We start from the raw sequence: 19,411 nt of genomic DNA on the forward strand, positions 1-19,411 counted from the left end.
ATCTGCGACTGAGTTGCAGATAGTCTAAGGCTCCAGGTCACGCAGACCCGGGACGGTTCCCAGCTTGTCCGGGTTGCGGATCAGGTAGAGCTCGGTGATCTGCTCGTCGGTGGTCTCGAGGAACGCGACCGTGTCCGGCTCGTCGTCGAAGTACGCGATGAACGCGGTGTCGTCGTTCAGCGTGGCCATCCGGATCTCGAAGTTCGGGTTCTCCGCGATCACCGCGAACAGCCAGCGGGCGATCTTCTCCGGGCCGTGGATCGGGCGCAGCGCGGCCCGCTTCTTGCCGCCGCCGTCGCTGATCAGTACGGCGTCCGGCGCCAGCAGCGACACGACCTGGTCAAAGTCGCCGGAGCCGGCCGCCGCCATGAATCGCATCGTGAGTTCGTTGTGCCGCGCCTTGTCGACGTGATGCCGCGGCTGGCGCGCGTGCACGTGCTCGCGGGCCCGGTGCGCGAGTTGCCGGACCGCGCTCTCCGACCGGCCGAGGGTGTCCGCGATCTCGTCGTACGGAAGGTCGAACACCTCACGCAGGACGAACGTGGCGCGCTCGAGTGGCGAAAGCGTCTCGAGGACGACCAGCATCGCCATGCTGACGGAGTCGGCCATCTCCACGGCGGCCGCCGGGTCGTCGTTCGACGCGAGGGTCGGGCTGATCGGCTCGGGCAGCCACGGTCCGACGTACTGCTCCCGCCGCGCCTTCTGCTCGCGCAGCCGGTTGAGCGCGAGCCGCGTGGTGATGCGGATCAGGTACGCGCGGACGTCGCGGATGTCGTCGTGGTCGATCGCGGCCCAGCGCAGCCAGGCCTCCTGGACCACATCCTCCGCGTCGCTGACACTGCTCACCACCCGGTACGCCGCTCCGACCAGGACGGCCCGGTGTTCGTCGAACTCCCGGGCCAGCTGCTCGTCGTTCACCGGACCGGCCTCAGCTCGCAGAACTCCTTGAAGCCCTGGCTGGTCAGGCCGAGGGCGGCGTTGGTCCGGGAGCGGTAGTTCTCCAGCGAAACCATCGCGGTCAGCTCGACCAGCTGCTCGTCGGTCAGGTCCTGACGCAGCCGCTCGACCTGCTCGTCGCTGACCTCCGGCGGGGTTGCTGTCATCGCCTCGGCGTAGTCCATCACCGCGCGCTCCAGATCCGTGTAGACGTCGCTGTCCCGCCACCCTGGCACATCGCGCAGCTTGACCGGGTCGACACCCTGGTGGTGGAACTCCCAGTAGCCGAAGTCCATGCACCAACTGCACCCGATCCGTGCCGACGTGACCATGACCGCGAGCGCCTTGAGCCCGGGATCCAGTGCCTTCCAGCGCGCCGCCGACCCCTCCAGCAGCAGTGTCGAGACCAGCACCCTGCGGTTGTGCAGTGCGACCTTCCCGGGATCCGGCACCTTCCCGTACTTCCGCCGGCTGCCCCACTCCGCCAGCCGCACAAACCAGGTCCGCTCATGCTCCAGCCCGATCCGAGCCATCAAACCCACCTCCAGGTCGTCGTCCCCCTCCCGGACACGCCCCACCGGCCGCCTGTGACATGAGCTGAGTCACACCACCGCCGGAGCATCGATGGTTGAGTGATGGGTGGTGACACTCTCGCGATTGGATATTCTTCCGGGTCGTGGCATACTCATTCATATGAGTGTGAAGGTGGCGGTGGCCGGGGCCAGTGGATATGCGGGCGGTGAGCTGCTCCGGTTGCTGAGCGGCCACCCGCAGGTCGAGATCGGCGCCCTGACCGCCGCAGCGAGTGCCGGTACGGCGCTCGGCGCGCACCACCCGCACCTCGTGCCGCTGGCCGGGCGCACCCTGGTCGAGACCACGGCGGAGACGCTGGCCGGTCACGACGTGGTGTTCCTGGCCCTGCCGCACGGACAGTCCGCCGGAATCGCCGAGCAACTCGGCGAGGACGTCACCGTGATCGACTGCGGCGCGGACTTCCGGCTGACCGAGGCCGAGGCATGGGTCGAGTTCTACGGCGGTGAGCACGCCGGTTCCTGGCCGTACGGACTTCCGGAGCTCCCGGGGCAGCGGGACAAGCTCCGCGGTTCGCACCGGGTCGCCGTACCGGGGTGTTATCCGACGGTCTCCACGCTCGCCCTGCTGCCCGCCGTACAGAACTGCCTCGTCGACCCCGGCCAGCTGGTGGTGGTCGCGGTCAGCGGGACGTCCGGCGCGGGCAAGGCGCCGAAACCGCACCTGCTCGGCGCCGAGGTGATGGGGTCGGCCTCCGCGTACGGCGTCGGCGGGGTCCACCGGCACACCCCGGAGATCGAGCAGAACCTCACGCCGTACGCCGAGCGCCCGGTGAGCGTCTCGTTCACCCCGGTGCTCGTGCCGATGTCCCGCGGCATCCTTGCCACCTGCAGCGCACCGGTTGCCGACGGCACCGATCTGGCGACGCTGCGGCAGGCCTACGAGGATGCCTACCGCAACGAGCCGTTCGTGCACGTGCTGCCCGAAGGACAGTGGCCGCAGACGCAGGCCACCCTCGGCGCGAACACCGTGCAGCTGCAACTCGCCCTCGACCCGCGCACCGGCCGCGCCGTCGTCGTGGCCGCGATGGACAACCTCACCAAGGGCACCGCCGGCGGAGCCGTGCAGTGCATGAACCTGGCCGTCGGTCTCGACGAGACCCTGGCCCTTCCCCTCGTAGGAGTAGCCCCGTGACCGTAGCAGTCACCCCGGACACCCAAGTCGATCGGAGCGCCGGGGTCACAGCGCCGGCCGGCTTCCGTGCGGCCGGGGTGATCGCCGGGATCAAACCGGCCGGCACGCCGGACCTCACCGTCGTGGTCAACGACGGCCCGCACGATGTGGCCGCCGGTGTCTTCACCACCAACAAGGTGAAGGCCGCGCCCGTGCTCTGGTCCCAGCAGGTCCTGACCGCCGGCAAGCTGAAGGCAGTCGTCCTGAACTCCGGCGGCGCCAACGCCTGCACCGGACCCGAGGGCTTCCAAGACACACACCAGACCGCGGAGAAGATGGCCGAGGTGCTCGGTGTCGGCGCGGCCGAGATCGGGGTCTGCTCGACCGGCCTGATCGGCGAGCGACTGCCGATGGACAAACTCATCCCGGGCATCTCCTTGGCGGTGGATGCTTTGGGCAACGGCCCGGAAGCTGGGCTGGCTGCCGCCACAGCCGTGATGACGACCGACAACGTGCCGAAGCAGGCTGTGCTCAAGCACCCGGCCGGCTGGAGTATCGGCGGGTTCGCGAAGGGCGCCGGGATGTGCGCGCCGAACATGGCGACGATGCTCAGCGTCATCACGACCGACGCCGTACTGGACCAGCCGCACCTGGACCACGCGCTGCGGAACGCGGTCGGCAAGACCTTCAACCGGCTCGACGTCGACGGGGGAACGTCGACCAATGACACCGTACTGCTGTTGAGCTCGGGCGCGTCCGGGGTGAGCGTCAGTCCGGAGGAGTTCGAGGCCGCGCTGACGGTGCTGGCCGGCGACCTGGTGAAGCAACTACAGGCGGATGCAGAGGGCGTCACCAAGCACATCAGCATCACCGTGCAGGGCGCGGCGACCGAGGCCGAGGCGCTGGCCGCAGCGAAGGTCGTTGCTGAGGACAACCTGTGCAAGACGGCGTTCTTCGCCTCCGATCCGAACTGGGGACGGATCGCGATGGCGGTGGGCAACGCCCCGACCGCGTTCGACCCGTCGTTGCTCGACATCACCTTGAACGGCGCGCCGGTCTGCGTTGCCGGTGACAAGGGTGTCGACCGGTCCGAGGCGGACCTCAGCGGCCTGGAGATCGACGTACTGATCGACCTGCACGCCGGCCCGGCGTCGGCCACGGTGCTCACCACCGACTTGTCGCACGCGTACGTCGAAGAGAACTCGGCGTACGCGTCATGAGTCTGACCACGACGCACGCGCAGGCGGTCGAGAAGGCCGCGGTCCTGACCGAGGCCTTGCCGTGGCTGAAGGAGTTCCACGGCAAGACGGTCGTGGTGAAGTACGGCGGGAACGCCATGGTGGACGAGGAACTCAAGCGTGCGTTCGCCGAGGACATCGTGTTCCTCCGGTACAGCGGCGTCCGGGTCGTCGTTGTCCACGGCGGCGGCCCGCAGATCAGCGACATGCTCGGCCGGCTCGGCATCGACAGCGAGTTCCGCGGCGGCTTGCGAGTCACCACGCCGGAGGCGATGGACGTCGTCGGCATGGTCCTGGTCGGCAAGGTCGGCCGCGAGTTGGTCGGTCTGCTCAACGCACACGGTCCGTTCGCTGTCGGCATGTCTGGTGAGGATGCCGGCTTGTTCACCGCGGAGCGTCGGACGGCGATCGTCGACGGCGAGTCGGTCGACATCGGGCTGGTCGGGGACGTGGTCGACGTACGACCGGAGGCGGTGATCGACCTGATCGACGCCGGCCGGATCCCGGTCGTGTCGACGATCGCGCCGGACGAGGACGGCCAGGCGCACAACGTGAACGCCGACACCGCAGCCGCCGCGCTGGCGGTCGCGCTCGGCGCCGAGAAGCTGGTCGTGCTGACCGACGTGGCCGGGTTGTACCGGAACTGGCCGGACAGCGACGAGATCATCACCCAGATCGACGCGGCCGAGCTCGCCGAGTTGCTGCCGTCGCTCGCGTCCGGCATGGTGCCCAAGATGGAGGCCTGCTTGCGCGCGGTCGAGTCGGGGGTGTCCCGGGCGACCGTGATCGACGGCCGGGTACCGCACTCTTTGCTGCTGGAAATCTTCACCGACGCCGGAAGTGGAACCCAGGTGATTCCGTCATGACCGAGCTACTGACCGTCGACGGCACGCAGAATGCTCTCACCGAGCGGTACACCAGTGCGCTGATGAACACCTTCGGTGCGCCGAAGCGGGTGCTGGTCCGCGGCGAGGGCGCGTACCTGTGGGACGCCGACGGCAACAAGTACCTCGACCTGCTCGGCGGACTCGCGGTGAACTGCCTCGGTCACGCGCACCCGTTCGTGGTGTCCGCGGTGACTTCGCAACTCGCCACCCTCGGCCATGTCTCGAACTTCTTCGCGACGGCGCCGCAGATCGCGTTGGCCGAGAAGCTGCTCGGCCTGTTCGATGTCCCCGGCAAGGTGTTCTTCACCAACTCCGGCACCGAGGCGAACGAGGCGGCGTTCAAGATCACCCGTCGTACCGGGCGGACCAAGATCGTCTCGACCGTCGGTGCCTTCCACGGGCGGACCATGGGCGCCCTCGCGGTGACCTGGAAACCGGCGTACCGGGAGGCCTTCGCGCCACTGCCCGGCGACGTGGAGTTCGTCCCGTACGGCGATGTGGACGCGCTGGCCGCGGCTGTCGACGACGAGACCGCGGCCGTCGTGCTCGAGCCGATGCAGGGGGAGAACGGCGTCGTCGTACCGCCGGCCGGGTATCTGCAGGCGGCGCGGCGGATCACGTCGGAGCACGGCGCGTTGCTGTGGCTCGACGAGATCCAGACCGGGATCGGCCGGACCGGGACGTGGTTCGCGTTCGAGCCCGAGGGGATCACGCCGGATCTGGTGACCGTCGCGAAGGGCCTCGGCGCCGGGATCCCGATCGGCGCGTGTGTCGGGCTGGGCGCGGCCGCGGACTTGTTGCAGCCGGGCAACCACGGTACGACTTTCGGCGGCAACCCGGTCGCGGCGATCGCGGGTCTGGCGGTCCTGACGGTGATCGAGCGGGACGGGCTGCTCGCCCAGGTGAATGCCGTCGGCAACCACCTCGCGTCGTCGATCATCGCGCTCGACCATCCGCTGATCGCGGGCGTGCGCGGTCGCGGGCTGCTGCTGGCGATCGAGCTGACCCAGCCGGTGTCGGACGAGGTCGCCGCGCTGGCGCTGGCCGCCGGGTTCGTGATCAACAATCCGATTCCGGACGCGTTGCGGCTGGCGCCGCCGTACATCCTGAGCAAGGCTGATGCGGACAGTTTCGTCGCGGCCCTCCCCGGGCTGCTGGACCAGGTGGAGGCAGGATGACCGTGCTTTTGGCCGGGCCTTCGGCGCCGGCTGGGTCATGGGGCTTCACCTCCCGACCTTCCCTCGTCACTCCAGTCGCTGCGCTCCCTGCGCTCCCTGCGCTCCCTGCGCTCCTCAGTCCAGGCCGGGAGGCCCCATGACCGTCAGACACTTCCTGCGGGATGACGACCTCAGTCCGGTCGAGCAGGACGAGGTGCTGACTCTGGCTGAGCAGCTGGTGACGGACCGGTACGGTCACCAGCCGCTGGCCGGGCCGAAGACGGTCGCGGTGATCTTCGACAAGACCTCGACCCGGACCCGGATCTCCTTCGCGGTCGGGATCCCCGAGCTGGGCGGCGTACCCCTGATCATCGACGCGCAGACCTCGCAGCTGGGTCGTGGCGAGCCGATCGCCGATACCGCCCGGGTGCTCGACCGGCAGGTCGCGGCGATCGTCTGGCGGACGTCCGGGCAGACCCGGATCGAGGAGATGGCGGCGGCGTCGAAGGTGCCGGTGATCAACGCGCTGACCGACGAGTTCCACCCGTGCCAGATCCTCGCCGACCTGCTCACCGTCCGGCAGCACAAGGGGACCACGGCCGGGCTCAAGCTGGTCTATCTCGGTGACGGCGCCAACAACATGGCGCACTCGTACCTGCTCGGTGGTGTCACCGCCGGCATGCACGTGGTGGTGGGTTCGCCGGCCGAGTACCAGCCGGATCCCGCCATCCTGGCGCGGGCTACCGAGATCGCCGAGTCGACGGGTGGCTCGGCGGCCTGGACCTCGGACGCTCTTGCGGCAGTCGACGGTGCCGATGTGATTGCCACCGACACCTGGGTGTCGATGGGGCAGGAGGCCGAGGCATCGTCGCGGGAGGCACCGTTCGTTCCGTATGCGGTGACTGAGCAACTGATGACGAAGGCAAGCGCCGACGCGATCGTGCTGCACTGTCTGCCCGCCTACCGCGGCAAGGAGATCGAGGCGGCCGTGATCGACGGACCGCAGTCGGTCGTCTGGGACGAGGCCGAGAACCGCCTACACGCGCAGAAGGCCCTGCTGTCTTGGCTGCTGGCAAGGAGCTTCGCCGCATGAACGTTGCTGTGCCGACTACGAAGACTGCGCGTCAGCAGCGGATCGTCGACCTGCTCGGGCGGCAGCCGGTGCGCTCGCAGACCGAGCTGGCCGACCTGCTCGCGGCGTCCGGCCTCGTCGTCGGCCAGGCCACGCTGTCCCGCGACCTGGTCGAGATCGGCGCGGTGAAGGTCCGCGACTCGTCCGGCCAGCTCGTGTACGCCGTACCCGGTGAAGGCGGCGACCGCACGCCGCGGGCCGGCGAGGCCGCCGCCTTCGAAGCCCGCCTGGGCCGAGTGGCGTCGGAGCTGCTGGTGAGCGCCGAGGGCAGCGCCAACCTGGTCATCCTGCGAACCCCGCCGGGGGCGGCCCAGTACTTCGCGTCGGCGATCGACCACGTGGGACTGGACGACGTCCTCGGCACCATCGCCGGCGACGACACGGTCATGGTCGTCTCCCGCAACCCCACCGGCGGCGAGGCCCTCGCGACCCGCTTCCTGAGCCTGGCCGAACGCGCCGACACCAAGCCCGACCACGCGACCCACCGCCTCAAAGACCTGACCGACGACTGACCGGCAGCCCGGCCTGGCCACCCGCCGTCAGCCGCCCACTCCGAAGCCTAGTGAAGGAATTGTGAAATGAGTACGGGAGAAAGCGCTGCCCTGTGGGGTGGGCGGTTTGCGGGCGGGCCGGCGGATGCGTTGGCGGCGTTGAGCAAGTCGACCCAGTTCGACTGGCGGCTGGCGCCGTACGACATCGCGGGGTCGAAGGCGCATGCGAAGGTGCTGCACCGAGCGGGGCTGCTGACGGACGAGGATCTGCAGAACATGCTCGCCGGGCTGGATCAGCTGCTGGCCGACGTACTCGCGGGGCGCTTCCTGCCCGCCGAGGGCGACGAGGACGTGCACACGGCGCTCGAGCGCGGGCTGCTCGACCTACTGGGGGCCGAGCTGGGCGGGCGGTTGCGTGCCGGGCGGTCGCGGAACGACCAGGTCGCCACGCTGTTCAAGGGCTACCTGCGTGAGCACGGCCGAATCATCAGCCGGCTGCTGCTGGAGCAGGTGAGCACGCTCGCCGAGCAGGCCGAGAAGCACCTCGGGGTCGCCATGCCGGGCCGGACCCACCTGCAGCACGCGCAGCCGGTGCTGCTCTCGCACCACCTGCTCGCGCACGCCTGGCCGCTGATCCGCGACCTCGACCGGCTGGCCGACTGGGACGCTCGCGTCGCCGCGGACTCGCCGTACGGATCGGGCGCACTGGCGGGCAGCTCGCTGGGGCTGGACCCGCAGTTCGTAGCGACTGAACTCGGCTTCACCAACTCCTCGGCGAACTCGATCGACGGGACCGCGTCCCGCGACTTCGTCGCCGAGTTCGCGTTCGTCACCGCGCAGATCGGGGTCGACCTGTCCCGGCAGGCCGAGGAGGTGATCATCTGGGCGACGAAGGAGTTCGGCTTCGTCGAGCTGGACGACGCGTTCTCGACCGGGTCGAGCATCATGCCGCAGAAGAAGAACCCGGACATCGCCGAGCTCGCCCGCGGCAAGGCCGGCCGGCTGATCGGCAACCTCAGCGGCCTGCTCGCGACGCTCAAGGCGCAGCCGCTGGCGTACAACCGCGACCTGCAGGAGGACAAGGAGCCGGTCTTCGACTCCATCGACACGCTCGAGGTGCTGCTGCCCGCCTTCACCGGAATGATCCGGACGCTGCGCTTCAACACCTCGCGGTTGGAAGAGCTCGCGCCGCAGGGCTTCTCGCTCGCCACGGACATCGCCGAGTGGCTGGTCCGGCAGAAGGTCCCGTTCCGGGTCGCCCACGAGGTCGCCGGCGCCTGCGTGCAGGAGTGCGAGAAGCGCGGCATCGAGCTCTGGGACCTCACCGACGAGGACCTGGCCGCCATCTCACCCTCGCTCACCCCGGACGTCCGTTCGGTGCTGACGGTGGAGGGCTCGCTCGCCTCCCGGAACACCCGCGGCGGTACGGCGGCCGAACGGGTCACCGAGCAACTGGCCGAACTCCGCACGCGCGCCACCGCCCTCGCCGAACGCCTGAGCTGAGAACTCCTCCGCCTGCTGTCGGCGCCGTCGCTTAAGGTGCTGCGCATGCCTGTCCGCCGCTCGCTGCTCGCGGGTCCCGTCCTCGACGTGGCCCCGAAGCTCCTCGGCATGGTCCTGCGCAGCACCACCGACGAGGGGACGGTCGCCGTCCGCCTCACCGAGGTCGAGGCGTACGACGGCCCGAACGACCCCGGCTCGCACGCCTACCGGGGCGAAACACCGCGGAACGCGGTGATGTTCGGCCCACCCGGATTCCTCTACGTCTACTTCACCTACGGCATGCACTACTGCATGAACGTGGTCGTCGGCCCGGAAGGCCGGCCCTCAGCGGTCCTGCTCCGGGCCGGCGAGATCATCGAAGGCCTCGACCTGGCCCGCGCCCGCCGCGGCCAACCCGACACCCAGAAGGTCGTCGTCAACCAGGCACGTGCCGGTGTCCGAGCCGGACCGGTCGTCAAACGGCCCAACGGCAATCCGGACCGCGACCTCGCACGCGGACCGGCCCGGCTGTGTGTTGCCCTCGGCATCGGACGGGACGGCAACGGTGCGGACCTGCTCGCCAAGGACTCGCCCATCCAGCTCCTCCCCGGCCCCGGTTTCGACGGCCAGCCGGCCACCGGTCCACGGGTAGGTCTCCGCGAAGCGGCCGACTGGGCATGGCGCTTCTGGATCCCGGGCGACCCGACGGTCTCGCCGTACCGCCCGCACGTCCCGAAGCGCCGCGCCTAACGCTTGGCCAGCTCGAGGACGTAGTCGAGCTGCGGAAGACCGTGCTCCACCTCCGGATCCGGGAACAGCCCGATGTGGTGCACCCCGGCCGCCTCGAGTGCAGCGAGGTGCACAGCCGCGTCGTCCAACGTGCCGATCGCGCCGATCTGGGTCCACCAGTCGACCGGCATCCCCACGAGCCCTTCGACGCCCGACTCGTCGAACAGCTTCTTCATGTCGTCGAAGAACGGCAGCGCGGTCACGCCCGGGTGCTTGTCCCCGATCCGCCATCCCAGCCACGGCGCGGTCCACTCGTACGCCGTCCTGCGGTCACTCCGCACGCACATCGCAGTGAACACCGCGACCACGAACCCTTCAGGTGATCCGGCGTACTCGACCGACTGACGCACGTACGGCGGCGTCGCGGGCTCCGCGAGTACGACGCCTCCCGCGACCCGGCCGGCCAGTGCCATCGACTTCGGTCCCATCACGCCGAGCAGGATCGGCGGCGGCTCGACCGGCGGCGCGTCCAGCTTCACATCCTTCAGGTAGACGGCCTTGCCCTCGAAGCTCACGTTCTCTCCGGCGAGCAGCCGGGTGACGGTCGTGGTGACCTCTTCGAGCGTGGTGAGCGGCGACTTCGGCCGGACGCCCATCTGGCCCATCCACTCCTGCACCCCGTGGCCGATACCGGGCAGGAACCGCCCCGGCCCGAGCGCCTCCAGCGTCGCGAACTCCATCGCCGTCACGGCGGCGTTGCGGGCGACCGCGGGCGCGATGCCGAGACCGACCTTGAGACGCTCGGTCGACGTCAGAGCGGCCGACACCAACGACGGTCCGGCAGTGAAGAAGCAGTCCTCGATGATCCACAGTTCGTCGGCGCCGCCTTGGTCCAGACGGCGGGCCACGTCGGTGACCAGGGCGGCGGGGTAGGTGCGCGGGAAGCACATTCCGAGAGCGGTCATGCGAAGACGGTAGAGGCAGGCGCCGACAGTTCGCGGACGAGTCGGTAAAGGTCTTCCCACGGGTGGCGGGGGAGCGAGCGTAGGTGACCTCGCTCCGGGTAGGTTTCCGGTATGGCCCGTCCGCACTACGCCTCCCGTCTCGAGGACTGGTTCAACATCGGGGTGCAGGCGATCCTCCGGCGTCGCGGCTGGCGGGAGCGGATCATCCCGCATGTCGGCTACGGCACCTCGGAGTTCGTCCGGGTGCTGGCCCGCGTCGTCCTCGGCCGGGACCCGCGCAACCAGCCGCGGTTCGACGAGGACCAGGTGGTGCGGGGCTGGAAGGTGTTCGTCACCGCGCCGGCGACGAAGGTGCAGGTCTCGGTCACGGTCGGCGGGCAGACGTTCGATGCGGTCAGCGACCGGGGTGGCTTCATCGATCTCACCGTTCCGGTGGTGCTGCCGCCGGGCTGGCACGAGATCAACCTCGGCGTGCACGGCGAGCGGCAGGCCAGGGCCCGGGTCTACGTCCCTGACCCGGATGCGACCTTCGGACTGGTCAGCGACATCGACGACACGGTCATGCTGACCATGCTGCCGCGGCCGATGATCGCCGCCTGGAACACGTTCGTCCGCGATGAGCAGGCGCGTCGCGTCGTACCAGGGATGGCAGAGCTGTACGACGAGCTCCTGGCGGACCACCCGGGCGCGCCGATCTTCTACCTGTCCACCGGCGCGTGGAACACGGCCCCGACGCTGACCCGCTTCCTGGCCCGGCACGGGTTTCCGGTCGGACCGTTGCTGCTGACGGACTGGGGGCCGACCAATACCGGCTGGTTCCGCAGCGGGCAGGAGCACAAACGGACCGCACTGCGCCGGCTTGCGAAGGAGTTCCCGAACGTCCGCTGGGTCCTGGTCGGCGACGACGGCCAGCACGACCCTCAGTTGTACGGCGACTTCGCGCAGACGCACCCGGATCACGTCCGGGCCATCGGCATCCGTCAGCTCACCCCGGCCGAGCAGGTGCTGTCCCACGGTCTTCCCGTTCCGAACCCGGACCCGGGTGCCCACGATCCGCAGCGGCCGACGGCTGCCACAGTCCAGGGGCCTGACGGCCATGCGCTCCGTCCGCAGCTCCGCGACGTACTGACGCGTCCCGAGCCCACCTGAGGCTCGTCGGCTCGAATACAGGACACTTGTAGCTGACCGACGTACTCAAGGAGAGCCAAGTGACCGACAGCGGGACCGCACGCCGCACCCAGGTGCTGGATGACCTGGACAGCCGTGGCCTGATCGCCCACTCCACCGACCCGGACGCCCTGCGGGCCTCGATGGCGGCGGGACCGATCACCTCCTATGTCGGCTTCGACCCCACCGCACCCAGCCTGCACATGGGCAACCTGCTGCAGCTGCTGACGCTCCGACGGCTCCAGCTGGCCGGCCACAACCCCATCGGCCTCGTCGGTGGCGCCACCGGCCTGATCGGCGACCCCAAGGAGAGCTCCGAGCGGGTGCTGAACCCCAAGGACGTCGTCCACCAGTGGGTCGAGCGGGTCCGCAGTCAGGTGGAGAAGTTCGTGGACTTCGACCCGGCGCTGCCGAACCCGGCCCGGATCGTCAACAACTACGACTGGACCAAGGACCTCAACACGCTCGACTTCCTGCGGGACATCGGCAAGCACTTCCCGGTGAACCGCATGCTCGGCCGCGAGGTGGTGAAGGCTCGGTTGGAGCAGGGGATCAGCTACACGGAGTTCAGCTACGTGCTGCTGCAGTCGTTGGACTACCTGGAGCTGTACCGGCGCTTCAACTGCACGCTGCAGACCGGCGGCAGCGACCAGTGGGGGAACCTGACCGCAGGCGTCGAGCTGATCCGCCGTACTGACGCGGGCAAAGCGCACGCATTGGCCACGCCGCTGGTGACCAAGGCCGACGGGACGAAGTTCGGGAAGACGGAGTCCGGCTCGGTGTGGCTGGATCGGGAGCTGACGTCGCCGTACGCCTTCTACCAGTTCTGGTTCAACAGCGACGACCGCGACGTGATGCAGCTGGTGCGGTTCTACACGTTCCGCACGGTGGATGAGATCGCAGCCCTCGAGCAGGCGACGATGGAACGTCCACAGGCCCGTGAGGCGCAGCGTGTACTCGCGGAGGACGTCACGACGCTGGTGCACGGCGCTGAGGAGACGAGGAGAGTCCAGGAGGCATCCAGGGCGCTCTTCGGCCAGGGGGAGCTCGCGTCCCTCGACGGCTCCACCCTCGTCGCCGCACTGCGCGAAGCACCCCATGTCGAACTAGGCGCCGGCGAACCGATGCCGACGTACGGCGATCTGCTGGTGAAGGCGGGACTGGTTGCCAGCAAGTCGGCTGCGCGGCGGACGGTCGCCGAAGGCGGTGGGTACCTCAACAACGAGAAGGTGAAGGACGCCGAGTACGTGCCTGGCACGGACGATCTGCTGCCCGGGGGAGTGCTGGTGCTGCGCCGCGGGAAGCGTTCGTTTGCAGGCGTTCTGACCTCGCGGCCGCAGGACTGACAGCGGTCTGCTCCACTCCCACATCTGGGTTGCCGAGAGCAAATTACAACCGTGTGATCCTGCCCACCGGGAACCGATTTGACCGGCTACCTGCGAGCCACGTAATGTTCCTCTTGTTGGAGCGAGGCGCGGGACGCGAGAGCGGCCGGTCGCTCCGAACCCCCCAAGGCTAGCTCAGCCGAAACGTGTCCTCGGACTCGGGTCGGCGGCTCAGACGCGGCGGGTGAGCGGAAAAGCTGGGACTTGACTCGGTGGATCTGCTCCGGTAGAGTAACGCAGGTTGCCCCGGAGTCCTCAGCTGAAAGGCTGGGACGCGGTGTGCGTCCGATTTTTGAGAACTCAACAGCGTGCCGAAAGTCAATGCCGAAATTGCATTAACCCCGTACACAGGCATTGGGTGACCTTTTTCTGCCTGGATCTCTTCGAGGTTTGGGTGGGTGGTTGTCTGTTGTTCTGTGTCGGATTCCTTTGAAATATTTTCTGGATTCAAGTCAGTTTGATTTGTTTCTGATGTTCAGAGGATCACTCGATGTGTCGACTCACCGGTTTTCCGGTTTGTCATATTTTTCAACGGAGAGTTTGATCCTGGCTCAGGACGAACGCTGGCGGCGTGCTTAACACATGCAAGTCGAGCGGTAAGGCCCCTTCGGGGGTACACGAGCGGCGAACGGGTGAGTAACACGTGAGCAACCTACCCTCAACTTTGGGATAAGCCTCGGAAACGGGGTCTAATACCGGATATGACCATAGGCTTCATGGTTTGTGGTTGAAAGTTCTGGCGGTTGGGGATGGGCTCGCGGCCTATCAGCTTGTTGGTGGGGTAATGGCCTACCAAGGCTTCGACGGGTAGCCGGCCTGAGAGGGCGACCGGCCACACTGGGACTGAGACACGGCCCAGACTCCTACGGGAGGCAGCAGTGGGGAATATTGCGCAATGGACGAAAGTCTGACGCAGCAACGCCGCGTGAGGGATGACGGCCTTCGGGTTGTAAACCTCTTTCAGCAGGGACGAAGCGAGAGTGACGGTACCTGCAGAAGAAGGACCGGCCAACTACGTGCCAGCAGCCGCGGTAATACGTAGGGTCCGAGCGTTGTCCGGAATTATTGGGCGTAAAGGGCTCGTAGGCGGTTCGTCACGTCGGGAGTGAAAACTCGGAGCTTAACTCCGAGCCTGCTTCCGATACGGGCAGACTAGAGGTAGGCAGGGGAGAGCGGAACTCCTGGTGTAGCGGTGGAATGCGCAGATATCAGGAAGAACACCGGTGGCGAAGGCGGCTCTCTGGGCCTTACCTGACGCTGAGGAGCGAAAGCGTGGGTAGCGAACAGGATTAGATACCCTGGTAGTCCACGCCGTAAACGTTGGGCGCTAGGTGTGGGGGACATTCCACGTCCTCCGTGCCGCAGCTAACGCATTAAGCGCCCCGCCTGGGGAGTACGGCCGCAAGGCTAAAACTCAAAGGAATTGACGGGGGCCCGCACAAGCGGCGGAGCATGCGGATTAATTCGATGCAACGCGAAGAACCTTACCTGGGTTTGACATATAGGGAAATCTCGCAGAGATGCGGGGTCCGTAAGGGTCCTATACAGGTGGTGCATGGCTGTCGTCAGCTCGTGTCGTGAGATGTTGGGTTAAGTCCCGCAACGAGCGCAACCCTCGTCCTATGTTGCCAGCACGTTATGGTGGGGACTCATAGGAGACTGCCGGGGTCAACTCGGAGGAAGGTGGGGATGACGTCAAGTCATCATGCCCCTTATGTCCAGGGCTTCACGCATGCTACAATGGCCGGTACAAAGGGCTGCGAAACTGCAAAGTGGAGCGAATCCCAAAAAGCCGGTCTCAGTTCGGATTGGGGTCTGCAACTCGACCCCATGAAGTCGGAGTCGCTAGTAATCGCAGATCAGCAACGCTGCGGTGAATACGTTCCCGGGCCTTGTACACACCGCCCGTCACGTCATGAAAGTCGGCAACACCCGAAGCCGGTGGCCTAACCCTTGTGGAGGGAGCCGTCGAAGGTGGGGCTGGCGATTAGGACGAAGTCGTAACAAGGTAGCCGTACCGGAAGGTGCGGCTGGATCACCTCCTTTCTAAGGAGCATTGACGCCAGGTTCCCGTAAGGGTCTGGTGTCTACTCGTCGTTTCCTGGACGTCCGTTCCAGGGCGACGGTGCTTCGGAATGTGGAACATTGACCATTAGGCCAGGATCTCGAGCAGCGAAGCTAGTACTACCCACTTGTGGGTGTGGAACGTGGAGCAGCGAAGAGTGAAAGGCCGAGGCGCGCTGTTGGGTCCTGAGAAATCGGGCCCGGCTCACTGGACGTGATGTCTGGGGGGTTGGATCTGGTTTTTCTGGGTCACTGCTCGACCAGAGTGTTGGTTGGGTGTGGTGGCTGGGGCCGGCTCTCACCAAACCGTTGGTGTGGGTGTCTTGTTCTGGGTGGGTTGTTTCCCTGGGGCTGGGTGTTCACTCGGTAGGTGGTGGTTTTGGGGCTGGTGTTCCTGCCCGTATTTTGAGAACTGTATAGTGGACGCGAGCATCTCTTTGTAGCGTAATTTTGTCTTTTGTTGTTTGTTTTTGTGACAAGCTACTAAGGGCAATCGGTGGATGTCTTGGTACCAAGAGCCGATGAAGGACGTTGGAGCCTGCGATAAGCCCCGGGGAGTTGGCAACCGAGCTGTGATCCGGGGGTGTCCGAATGGGGAAACCCAGCTGGCATTCTAAAGCCAGTTACCAGTGCCTGAACACATAGGGTTCTGGAGGGAACGCGGGGAAGTGAAACATCTCAGTACCCGCAGGAAGAGAAAACAATAGTGATTCCGTGAGTAGTGGCGAGCGAAAGCGGATGAGGCTAAACCATGTGCGTGTGATAGCCGGCGTGCGTTGCGTATATGGGGTTGTGGGAGCATTCGGGTCTTAATGCCGTGAGACCGGAGAGTTATAAATCGCTGTTGAAGTCGAATCTTCTGGAATGTTGAGCCGTAGTGGGTTATAGCCCTGTAGGCGTAAGACAGTGACTCTTGAGTGTTTTCCCAAGTAGCACGGGACTCTTGAAATCCCGTGTGAATCTGGCGGGACCACCCGCTAAGCCTAAATACTTCTTGGTGACCGATAGCGGACTAGTACCGTGAGGGAAAGATGAAAAGTACCCCGGGAGGGGAGTGAAATAGTACCTGAAACCGGTTGCCTACAATCCGTCGGAGCATCTCCTTGTGGGGTGTGACGGCGTGCCTTTTGAAGAATGAGCCTGCGAGTTAGTGGTGTGTGGCGAGGTTAACCCGTGTGGGGTAGCCGTAGCGAAAGCGAGTCTGAATAGGGCGCTTTAGTCGCATGCTCTAGACCCGAAGCGGAGTGATCTATCCATGGGCAGGTTGAAGCGTGGGTAAGACCGCGTGGAGGACCGAACCCACCAGGGTTGAAAACCTGGGGGATGACCTGTGGATAGGGGTGAAAGGCCAATCAAACTCCGTGATAGCTGGTTCTCCCCGAAATGCATATAGGTGCAGCGTCGCGTGTTTCTTACCGGAGGTAGAGCACTGGATGGTCTAGGGGGCTTACCGGCTTACCGAAATCAGCCAAACTCCGAATGCCGGTAAGTGAGAGCGCGGCAGTGAGACTGCGGGGGATAAGCTCCGTAGTCGAGAGGGAAACAGCCCAGATCACCAGCTAAGGCCCCTAAGCGATTGCTAAGTGGAAAAGGATGTGGAGTTGCCCAGACAACCAGGAGGTTGGCTTAGAAGCAGCCACCCTTGAAAGAGTGCGTAATAGCTCACTGGTCAAGTGATTCCGCGCCGACAATGTAGCGGGGCTCAAGCAATCCGCCGAAGCTGTGGCATTCACACTCGTACCAGGCACGGACTTGTTCTGTGTCCAGGTGTGTGGATGGGTAGGGGAGCGTCGTGCAGCGTGTGAAGCAGCCTAGTGATGGAGTTGTGGATGCTGCACGAGTGAGAATGCAGGCATGAGTAGCGAATGACGGGTGAGAAACCCGTCCGCCGGATGATCAAGGGTTCCAGGGTCAAGCTAATCTGCCCTGGGTAAGTCGGGACCTAAGGCGAGGCCGACAGGCGTAGTCGATGGACAACGGGTTGATATTCCCGTACCGGCATTAACACGACCCGACCGAACCCGCTGATGCTAAGGACCAGAAGCCGTGATGCCTTCGGGCGGAGTGGTGGACGGTTTGACCCGAGGTGGTAGTAGGTGCATTGAGGAGTGACGCAGGAGGGTAGTCCAACCGCGGCGATGGTAGGCGCAAGCTGATCCGCGGGCAAGGTGGTAGGGCGAGGCATAGGCAAATCCGTGTCTCATGTGCCTGAGAGCCGAGGCGGACCCGTTTAGGGGAAGTGGATGATCCCATGCTGCCGAGAAAAACTTCGCAGTGAGTGTTAGAGCCGCCCGTACCCCAAACCGACACAGGTGATCAGGTAGAGAATACCGAGGCGATCGAGTGAACCATGGTTAAGGAACTCGGCAAAATGCCCCCGTAACTTCGGGAGAAGGGGGGCCGGATCCGTTAGGTGACTTGCTCACCGACGCGGTGATGGCCGCAGAGACCAGGCCCAAGCGACTGTTTACTAAAAACACAGGTCCGTGCGAAGAAGTAATTCGATGTATACGGACTGACGCCTGCCCGGTGCTGGAACGTTAAGGGGACAGGTTAGCTGGTTTCGGCCGGCGAAGCTTTGAACTTAAGCGCCAGTAAACGGCGGTGGTAACTATAACCATCCTAAGGTAGCGAAATTCCTTGTCGGGTAAGTTCCGACCTGCACGAATGGCGTAACGACTTGGGCGCTGTCTCAACCGTGGACTCGGCGAAATTGCATTACGAGTAAAGATGCTCGTTACGCGCAGCAGGACGGAAAGACCCCGGGACCTTTACTACAACTTGGTATTGGTGGTCGGTACAACTTGTGTAGGATAGGTGGGAGACTGTGAAGCTCGGACGCCAGTTCGGGTGGAGTCATCGTTGAAATACCACTCTGGTTGTTCTGGCTGTCTAACTTTGGTCCGTTATCCGGATCAGGGACAGTGCCTGGTGGGTAGTTTGACTGGGGCGGTCGCCTCCTAAAAGGTAACGGAGGCGCTCAAAGGTTCCCTCAGCCTGGTTGGCAATCAGGTGTCGAGTGTAAGTGCACAAGGGAGCTTGACTGTGAGACAGACATGTCGAGCAGGGACGAAAGTCGGAACTAGTGATCCGGCGGTGGCATGTGGGAGCACCGTCGCTCAACGGATAAAAGGTACCCCGGGGATAACAGGCTGATCTTCCCCAAGAGTCCATATCGACGGGATGGTTTGGCACCTCGATGTCGGCTCGTCGCATCCTGGGGCTGGAGTAGGTCCCAAGGGTTGGGCTGTTCGCCCATTAAAGCGGCACGCGAGCTGGGTTTAGAACGTCGTGAGACAGTTCGGTCCCTATCCGCTGCGCGCGCAGGAGACTTGAGAAGGGCTGCCCCTAGTACGAGAGGACCGGGGTGGACGAACCTCTGGTGTGCCAGTTGTTCCGCCAGGAGCACGGCTGGTTGGCTACGTTCGGGAGTGATAACCGCTGAAAGCATCTAAGCGGGAAGCACGCTTCAAGATGAGGTCTCCCACCGGGTTAACCGGGTAAGGCCCCCAGTAGACCACTGGGTTGATAGGCCAGAAGTGGAAGCACGGCAACGTGTGGAGCTGACTGGTACTAATAGGCCGAGGGCTTGTCACACACACCCACCCCTGGTGGGTAACAAGCCCCTAGATAGACTGCGCTACGTAACTGAGAGAAGTCTTCGCGTCCACTGTACGGTTCCCGAAATACGGTCAACCCCAGCCCACCAAACCCCGGTCCGGTTAACGCCGGCGGGTGGGTTTGTGGCTTGGCAGGATGGTTGGTTGATATTTCTATAGAGTTTCGGTGGCCATAGCGTCGGGGAAACACCCAGTCTCCATTCCGAACCTGGAAGTTAAGCCCGACAGCGCCGATGGTACTGCGATCGGGAGATCGTGGGAGAGTAGGACGCCGCCGGACATTCACACTGTTAAGGGCCACCCCACCGGGGTGGCCCTTAACATTTTGTCCGGATCTTCTCGGCCCGCACCGCCATGTCCACGGGAGCCCTCGATGGGGCTGTCCGGCGTGGGTGGCGGTAGGTTTGTGCGGTTACCGCACCACTGCATCGTCTGCACAGCATCGTTAGGAGTC

General features: G+C 65.3%; 13 protein-coding genes and 3 rRNA genes. 13 read left to right on the forward strand and 3 right to left on the reverse strand.

The features are described 5' to 3' along the window. Window positions 1-24: 24 nt before the first annotated feature. On the reverse strand, window positions 25-918 hold the full coding sequence (locus tag OG876_RS24295) for an RNA polymerase sigma-70 factor (protein WP_328518923.1): 894 nt from the start codon (window positions 916-918) through the stop codon (window positions 25-27). Further along, the gene (locus OG876_RS24300) at window positions 915-1,469 is read right to left on the reverse strand and encodes a carboxymuconolactone decarboxylase family protein (protein ID WP_328518924.1); all 555 of its coding nucleotides are present in this window, start codon (window positions 1,467-1,469) and stop codon (window positions 915-917) included. The genes OG876_RS24295 and OG876_RS24300 overlap by 4 nt, the downstream gene beginning before the upstream one ends. Window positions 1,470-1,629: 160 nt before the next feature. On the opposite strand from OG876_RS24300, the gene argC reads away from it, so the two are divergent. From argC to OG876_RS24340, 8 genes are all read left to right on the forward strand, one after another. Next, entirely contained in the window at window positions 1,630-2,661 is a 1,032-nt protein-coding gene (gene argC / locus OG876_RS24305) for an N-acetyl-gamma-glutamyl-phosphate reductase (protein WP_328518925.1), read from the forward strand. Further along, window positions 2,658-3,860 (forward strand): bifunctional glutamate N-acetyltransferase/amino-acid acetyltransferase ArgJ, encoded by a 1,203-nt coding sequence (argJ, locus tag OG876_RS24310; RefSeq protein WP_328518926.1) that lies wholly within the window; start codon window positions 2,658-2,660, stop codon window positions 3,858-3,860. Before argC ends, argJ begins: the two co-directional genes overlap by 4 nt. Further along, window positions 3,857-4,744, forward strand: coding sequence for an acetylglutamate kinase (gene argB, locus OG876_RS24315; RefSeq protein ID WP_328518927.1), 888 nt, complete (start codon window positions 3,857-3,859; stop codon window positions 4,742-4,744). The genes argJ and argB overlap by 4 nt, the downstream gene beginning before the upstream one ends. After that, the gene (locus tag OG876_RS24320; RefSeq protein WP_328518928.1) at window positions 4,741-5,943 is read left to right on the forward strand and encodes an acetylornithine transaminase; all 1,203 of its coding nucleotides are present in this window, start codon (window positions 4,741-4,743) and stop codon (window positions 5,941-5,943) included. The genes argB and OG876_RS24320 overlap by 4 nt, the downstream gene beginning before the upstream one ends. A 136-nt stretch (window positions 5,944-6,079) precedes the next feature. Continuing rightward, window positions 6,080-7,015 (forward strand): ornithine carbamoyltransferase, encoded by a 936-nt coding sequence (argF, locus tag OG876_RS24325; protein WP_328518929.1) that lies wholly within the window; start codon window positions 6,080-6,082, stop codon window positions 7,013-7,015. Then, window positions 7,012-7,566, forward strand: coding sequence for an arginine repressor (locus OG876_RS24330; protein ID WP_328518930.1), 555 nt, complete (start codon window positions 7,012-7,014; stop codon window positions 7,564-7,566). The genes argF and OG876_RS24330 overlap by 4 nt, the downstream gene beginning before the upstream one ends. A 66-nt stretch (window positions 7,567-7,632) precedes the next feature. Continuing rightward, the gene (gene argH / locus OG876_RS24335) at window positions 7,633-9,048 is read left to right on the forward strand and encodes an argininosuccinate lyase (protein WP_328518931.1); all 1,416 of its coding nucleotides are present in this window, start codon (window positions 7,633-7,635) and stop codon (window positions 9,046-9,048) included. Window positions 9,049-9,093: 45 nt separating this feature from the next. Then, window positions 9,094-9,777, forward strand: a complete 684-nt coding sequence (locus tag OG876_RS24340; protein ID WP_328518932.1) for a DNA-3-methyladenine glycosylase — start codon at window positions 9,094-9,096, stop codon at window positions 9,775-9,777. Here OG876_RS24340 and OG876_RS24345 read toward each other — a convergent pair. After that, complete coding sequence (locus tag OG876_RS24345) at window positions 9,774-10,721, reverse strand: LLM class flavin-dependent oxidoreductase (protein ID WP_328518933.1); 948 nt, start codon at window positions 10,719-10,721, stop codon at window positions 9,774-9,776. The genes OG876_RS24340 and OG876_RS24345 overlap by 4 nt on opposite strands. A 111-nt stretch (window positions 10,722-10,832) precedes the next feature. Between OG876_RS24345 and OG876_RS24350 the strand changes: the two genes are divergently transcribed. From OG876_RS24350 to rrf, 5 genes are all read left to right on the forward strand, one after another. After that, the gene (locus OG876_RS24350; RefSeq protein WP_328518934.1) at window positions 10,833-11,870 is read left to right on the forward strand and encodes an App1 family protein; all 1,038 of its coding nucleotides are present in this window, start codon (window positions 10,833-10,835) and stop codon (window positions 11,868-11,870) included. A 59-nt stretch (window positions 11,871-11,929) separates the two neighbouring features. Next, the gene (tyrS, locus tag OG876_RS24355) at window positions 11,930-13,234 is read left to right on the forward strand and encodes a tyrosine--tRNA ligase (protein ID WP_328518935.1); all 1,305 of its coding nucleotides are present in this window, start codon (window positions 11,930-11,932) and stop codon (window positions 13,232-13,234) included. A gap of 567 nt (window positions 13,235-13,801) precedes the next feature. After that, window positions 13,802-15,319, forward strand: a 16S ribosomal RNA gene (locus tag OG876_RS24360). Between the two features lie 491 nt (window positions 15,320-15,810). Continuing rightward, a 23S ribosomal RNA gene (locus OG876_RS24365) occupies window positions 15,811-18,934 on the forward strand. 185 nt (window positions 18,935-19,119) lie between these two features. Beyond that, a 5S ribosomal RNA gene (rrf, locus tag OG876_RS24370) occupies window positions 19,120-19,237 on the forward strand. The 16S, 23S and 5S rRNA genes sit together here, the layout of an rRNA operon. Window positions 19,238-19,411 lie beyond the last annotated feature (174 nt).

Origin of the sequence: Kribbella sp. NBC_00359 (genome assembly GCF_036097425.1) — a bacterium.
In the GTDB taxonomy this organism is placed as follows: Bacteria; Actinomycetota; Actinomycetes; order Propionibacteriales; family Kribbellaceae; genus Kribbella.